The sequence below is a fragment of the Roseibium sp. RKSG952 genome, from assembly GCF_009711355.1.
Genome location: NZ_SMMF01000956.1, coordinates 114,696 through 119,969, shown reverse-complemented (window position 1 = coordinate 119,969; position 5,274 = coordinate 114,696). Strand labels below are relative to the sequence as shown.

4 protein-coding genes are annotated in these 5,274 nt (G+C 55.3%); all 4 read left to right on the top strand.

Going from position 1 to position 5,274, the window contains the following annotated elements:
* The first annotated feature begins 44 nt into the window (after window positions 1–44).
* The gene (locus tag E1297_RS38045) at window positions 45–1,706 is read left to right on the top strand and encodes a peptide ABC transporter substrate-binding protein (protein WP_244328040.1); all 1,662 of its coding nucleotides are present in this window, start codon (window positions 45–47) and stop codon (window positions 1,704–1,706) included.
* 94 nt (window positions 1,707–1,800) lie between these two features.
* Window positions 1,801–2,808 (top strand): ABC transporter permease, encoded by a 1,008-nt coding sequence (locus E1297_RS38040; protein WP_155147457.1) that lies wholly within the window; start codon window positions 1,801–1,803, stop codon window positions 2,806–2,808.
* 76 nt (window positions 2,809–2,884) lie between these two features.
* The gene (locus tag E1297_RS38035; RefSeq protein WP_209016255.1) at window positions 2,885–3,781 is read left to right on the top strand and encodes an ABC transporter permease; all 897 of its coding nucleotides are present in this window, start codon (window positions 2,885–2,887) and stop codon (window positions 3,779–3,781) included.
* Window positions 3,782–4,129: 348 nt separating this feature from the next.
* Window positions 4,130–5,274: M10 family metallopeptidase (locus tag E1297_RS38030; protein WP_155147453.1), on the top strand; the 1,145-nt coding region annotated here is incomplete at its 3' end.

The window sequence follows — 5,274 nt, the reverse complement described above, 5'->3', positions numbered from 1 at the left end:
TGAAAATCAAGACCCTTTTGCTTGGTGCGATCGCCAGCACGGCTATGGCCCCGATGGCCCTTGCCGAGCGTGGATCGGACGGCAATGTCAGCATCATCTATTGGCAAGCACCCTCAATCCTGAACCCGTTCCTGTCGGGCGGTACCAAGGATGTGGAATCGGCCTCACTGGTGATCGAGCCTCTGGCTCGCTACGACCAAGACGGCAACATGGTTCCCTTCCTGGCGTCCGAGATTCCTACAGTTGAAAATGGCGGCGTCAGCGAAGACCTGACCTCTATCACCTGGAAAATCGCACCCGGCATCAAGTGGTCGGATGGAACACCGTTCACCGCTGCGGACGTTGTATTCACTGCTGACTACTGCATGGACCCCGAAGGTGGCTGTGCGCAGGTAACCAAATTCGAAGGCGTTACCTCGGTAGAAGCTGTTGATGATATGACTGTTAAAGTCACATTCGACGCACCTACCCCGTTCCCTTACGGACCGTTTGTTGGCGGCGAAAGCCCCATCATCCAGAAAGCTCAGTTTGAAAACTGCATGGGTGCAAAGGCCCCAGAGTGCACCGAGCAGAACTTTAACCCGATCGGCACTGGCCCGTTTGTCGTCACCGAGTTCAAGCCGAATGACGTGATCACCTTCAAGGCCAACGACAACTACCGTGATCCGGCGAAACCGGCCTTTGCGACCGTGACCTTCAAAGGTGGCGGCGATGCAACCGCGGCTGGCCGTGCGGTCATGGAAACCGGCGAGTTTGACTACGCATGGAACCTGCAGCTGGCGCCCGAAGTGATCGCGCAAATGCAGGAAGGCGGCAAAGGTACCCCGGTCGCAGGCTTCGGCCCGCTGGTCGAGCGTATCATGATGAACCAGACCAATCCGTCGCCCGAACTGCCGGAAGGCGAGCGTTCGACAGCCAAGCATCCGCATCCGTTCCTGACGGACCCGGCTGTTTACAAAGCGATGTCGCTGGCGATCGACCGTCCGCTGCTGGTTGAAATCGGCTACGGTCAGGCCGGTAAGGTCACCTGTAACTGGGTTCCGGCTCCTGCTGCGTTCAACTCGACCTCGATGACCTGTGACAAGCAGGATATCGAAGGTGCGAAGAAACTGCTGGATGACGCAGGCATCGTAGATACTGACGGTGACGGCGTTCGTGAAAAGGACGGTGTTCCGCTGAAAATCGTCTACCAGACCTCGACCAACGCCGTTCGTCAGGACTTCCAGGCGCTGATCAAAGAGTGGTGGAGCCAGATCGGTATCGAATCCGAGCTGCGCAACATCAACGCATCGGTCTTCTTCGGTGGTGACCCGGGCTCGCCGGACACTTTCCAGAAGTTCTATGCTGACGTTGAAATGTATGCCAATACCTTCAACGGCACCGACCCTCAGTCCTATCTGGGTAACGGCCTGTGCGACAAAGCTCCGCGTCCTGACTCTCAGTGGCAGGGTGAGAACATCAGCCGCTTCTGCAACGAGGAATTCGACAAGCTGCATGGTCAGCTGGCCGAGACCGCAGGTCTGGAGCAGCGCGCTGAGATCGCGAAAAAGCTGAACGACATCATGGTTGAAAACGGCGGTATGATCCCGCTGGTACACCGTGGCCGTCTGTCGGCGCATTCAAACACGCTGGGTGGCGTTGTCCTGAACGTCTGGGACAGCGAACTGTGGAACATCGCTGACTGGTACCGTAAAACCGGTTCCTAAGCGTTAGCCTTGCAAAGCCGCGTCCCGATCTTTATCGGGGCGCGGTCTTTCGCATATTCCACCAACAAGAAGACGCATATAAAGGCGCCTTTTAATGCTCAACTTCACTATCAGACGACTGATACTGGCCGTTCCAACGCTTCTGTTCATCAGCCTCGTCATTTTCCTGCTCCTCGAGTTCGCACCAGGCGATCCAATGGCGCAGGTTCCGCTCACTGTTCCTCCCGAAGTCAAAGAAAAGATGCGCGAGGCACTTGGCCTCGGTCAGCCGATGCATATCCGGTTCTGGAAATGGATCGTGCAGTTTTTCTGGATTGAACCGCAGGTGCTGATCGACTCGATCTTTGGCACAACCTTCTCTGAAGGTGATCTGCGCGTGATTTCGTGGCAAACCCGTTCACCCGTCATGGACATCGTCGTTCAGCGTATCCCGCAGACCCTGTGGGTTGTTGGCACTGCCTATGTGGTCGCCATCCTGATCGCCCTGCCCATCGGCATCTATTCGGCCTATCGCCAGTATTCCTGGTTCGACCAGATGGGTACGTTCGTCTCGATGGTCGGCTTCTCGGTCCCACCCTTCTTCTCGGGTGTTCTGGTGATCGTGATCTTCTCGGTTCAACTTGGCTGGTTCCCGTCGATCTATGACACCACCCATGTTGTCGACAGCTGGGACAGCTTTGTCGTTCAGCTGAAGCAAATGATCATGCCTGTCATGGTTCTGGCACTGCAGATCACGGCGCAGCTCAGCCGTTTCATGCGCGCCTCGATGCTGGACAACCTCAATCAGGACTATGTGCGCACAGCACGCGCCAAGGGACTGAGCGAATATACCGTCGTCATGGTGCACGTCCTGCGCAACTCGATGATCCCGGTTGTCACGGTCATTGCTCTGGGTATTCCCGCCATCTTCGGCGGTGCAATCATCACCGAGCAAGTGTTCAAGGTAAACGGTATCGGTCAACTGCTGATTGGCGCCATTCAAGCCAACGACCTGCCGATGGTCCAAACCCTGACCTTCATCTTTGCCGTGCTGATCGTGCTGTTCAACCTGATCGCCGATGTACTTTATGGCATTCTGGACCCGAGGATTCGCTATGACTGATCATGATCGTACCGACACTCTGGTCCCCGACGAAGGTCTCGCGCCTGCATCAACAGCCTTGCCAACCACGGATGTGATGGAAGAGCTGGCTACCCCACCGCGCAGCCAATGGCGTGACGTTTGGGATCAGTTCAAGACACACAAGGGCGCAATGCTGGGGGCGATGTTGTTCATCTTCATCGTCGCGGCGGTCTATCTTGGCCCCTATATCTGGACGATTGATCCCACCCAGATTGACATCCGGGCGCGGAATCAAGGGCCCAGCCTTGCGCACCCATTTGGCACAGACCAACTGGGCCGCGATATCATGGCGCGTATGATGGCAGGTGGTCAGACCTCGGTTTCCGTAGGCATCACTGCGATGCTGCTGGCACTGCTGCTGGGGTCATTGATCGGGGTTGTTGCCGGGTTCTTCAAACGCCTTGACGGGCCGCTGATGCGCCTGACCGACCTGTTCCTTGCCCTGCCCTTGCTGCCGCTGCTGCTGGTCATGATGTTGCTGTTCCGTGAACCTCTGTCTGCAGCATTCGGGCTTGAGCGTGGTATCTTTATCCTGATCGTAACAGCGATTGGCGTGACCTCCTGGATGCCGACTGCGCGGATCGTTCGTGGTGATGTTTTGGCGATCAAAGAGCGTGAGTTCGTACTGGCCGCACGGTCCATTGGCACGAGCAACACGCAGATCATCACGCGTCACATTCTGCCCAACGTTCTGTCACCCATCATGGTGTCGGCAACACTGGGCATCGCTACAGCGATCATTACGGAAAGTGCCCTGTCGTTCCTCGGCCTGGGGTTCCCGCCCGATTTCCCGACATGGGGACGACTGCTATTCGATGGGGTCGACTATCTGCAGCAATACCCCGAGCGTGTTTTCTGGCCCGGTCTGGCGATCTCGCTGACCGTGCTCAGCGTCAACTATCTGGGCGATGGCCTGCGCGACGCGCTTGATCCGCGTATTCGCGGGCGCTGACAAAAACTGACCGGTGCGCACCTGCGCACCGGTCTATTCACTGCTCGACATACCAGTTGATGATTCCTGCAAATTCTAGTGACGACTTCGTTTAACGGCTTGCTGTTCTCAGCCGCCCATATGTCCGGACTTGTTGTGGATTTGACTGCAATCCCACGATCAAAACACCAAACAACCGAGACCAAAATGCCGCGGTCTGACATCGTGTGCAGTAGCAGTTTCCAAAGCCGCTAGACTTACCATAACAAAAAATTAATTTTGCGCGCAGCAGGCTTTCATCGCCACGAAAATGACAACTTGCGCGTGAATTGTACGCGCAATCAAAATCGCCGAATTTGAGGCAGACACATGGCTACAACGACATATATCCCAAGACCTTCTTCATCTTCACCGCTTAGTGCGATCCAGGGAACACGTGCCTACGGAGACGGCAATCCAAACACCGTCACAACAATCACCTATCATTTTGGCGAGTACTCTAATACACAAGCCTGGACAGCTGAATACAAGGCTGATTTTCGCGCAGCTCTTGCGGTGATCGAGGCAGTCGCAAACATCAAATTTGTCGAATCCGGTTCACGATCTGCCGATCTAGTAGAGGTTATCGCACCAAGTTCTTTTTTTAGCTCCCCGAACACACTTGGTTTCCACTACACACCATCAAACAGCCCATCGATCGGTGCGTTCAACACCAACTACTGGACAGCTGGCTCCGGTGGAAATGGTGACCCTGGCGGCTATTTCTTTACAACTTTGCTCCATGAGTTGGGACACGCTCTTGGTCTAGGCCATCCACACGATACTGGTCTGGGGACGACTGTCATGAGCGGTGTAACTTCGCCGTTCAATTCATTTGGCGCTGGCAACCTCAACCAGGGCGTCTATACCGTCATGTCGTACAATGATGGCTGGACCACAAAAGATGGGCTGCTTCCGGTTAATTCGACATATGGCGGTTCTACTGGTCTTGGCGCACTGGACATTGCCGCACTCCAAGCGATGTACGGCGCGAATACCACGACAAACTCAGGCAACAACACCTATACTCTTCCCTCACCAAACGGTACGGGTGTCGGCTATCAGGCTATCTGGGACACGGGCGGTATTGATACTCTCCAGCATGTGGGTGGTTACAATGCAGTGCTGGATTTGCGCCCTGCTACACTGGACTATTCCGCAACCGGCGGTGGGGGCGTATCGCATGCGAATGTCATAAAGGGCGGTTTCACGATAGCTCATGGCGTGGTTATTGAAAACGCATCAGGTGGGTCTGGCAATGATACAATCTTTGGTAACCATGCCCAGAACGTTTTGCGTGGCAACCTCGGGAACGATACGATTTACTCGTTTTCCAACGGAAGCAACAACAACACAATCTACGGCGGGTGGGGGAACGACACGATCTATCTGGCGCACGGTACCGGCTCCGATCAGGTATATGGCGATCTCGGCAACGATATTGCGATCGTGACAAGCAATGACGGGTCGTTTTA

What these genes read in the sequence shown, in the direction of transcription:
- E1297_RS38045 (WP_244328040.1), top strand. Translation starts at nt 45, where the DNA reads ATGGCCCCGATGGCCCTTGCCGAGCGTGGATCGGACGGCAATGTCAGC.
- E1297_RS38040 (WP_155147457.1), top strand. Translation starts at nt 1,801, where the DNA reads ATGCTCAACTTCACTATCAGACGACTGATACTGGCCGTTCCAACGCTT.
- E1297_RS38035 (WP_209016255.1), top strand. Translation starts at nt 2,885, where the DNA reads ATGGAAGAGCTGGCTACCCCACCGCGCAGCCAATGGCGTGACGTTTGG.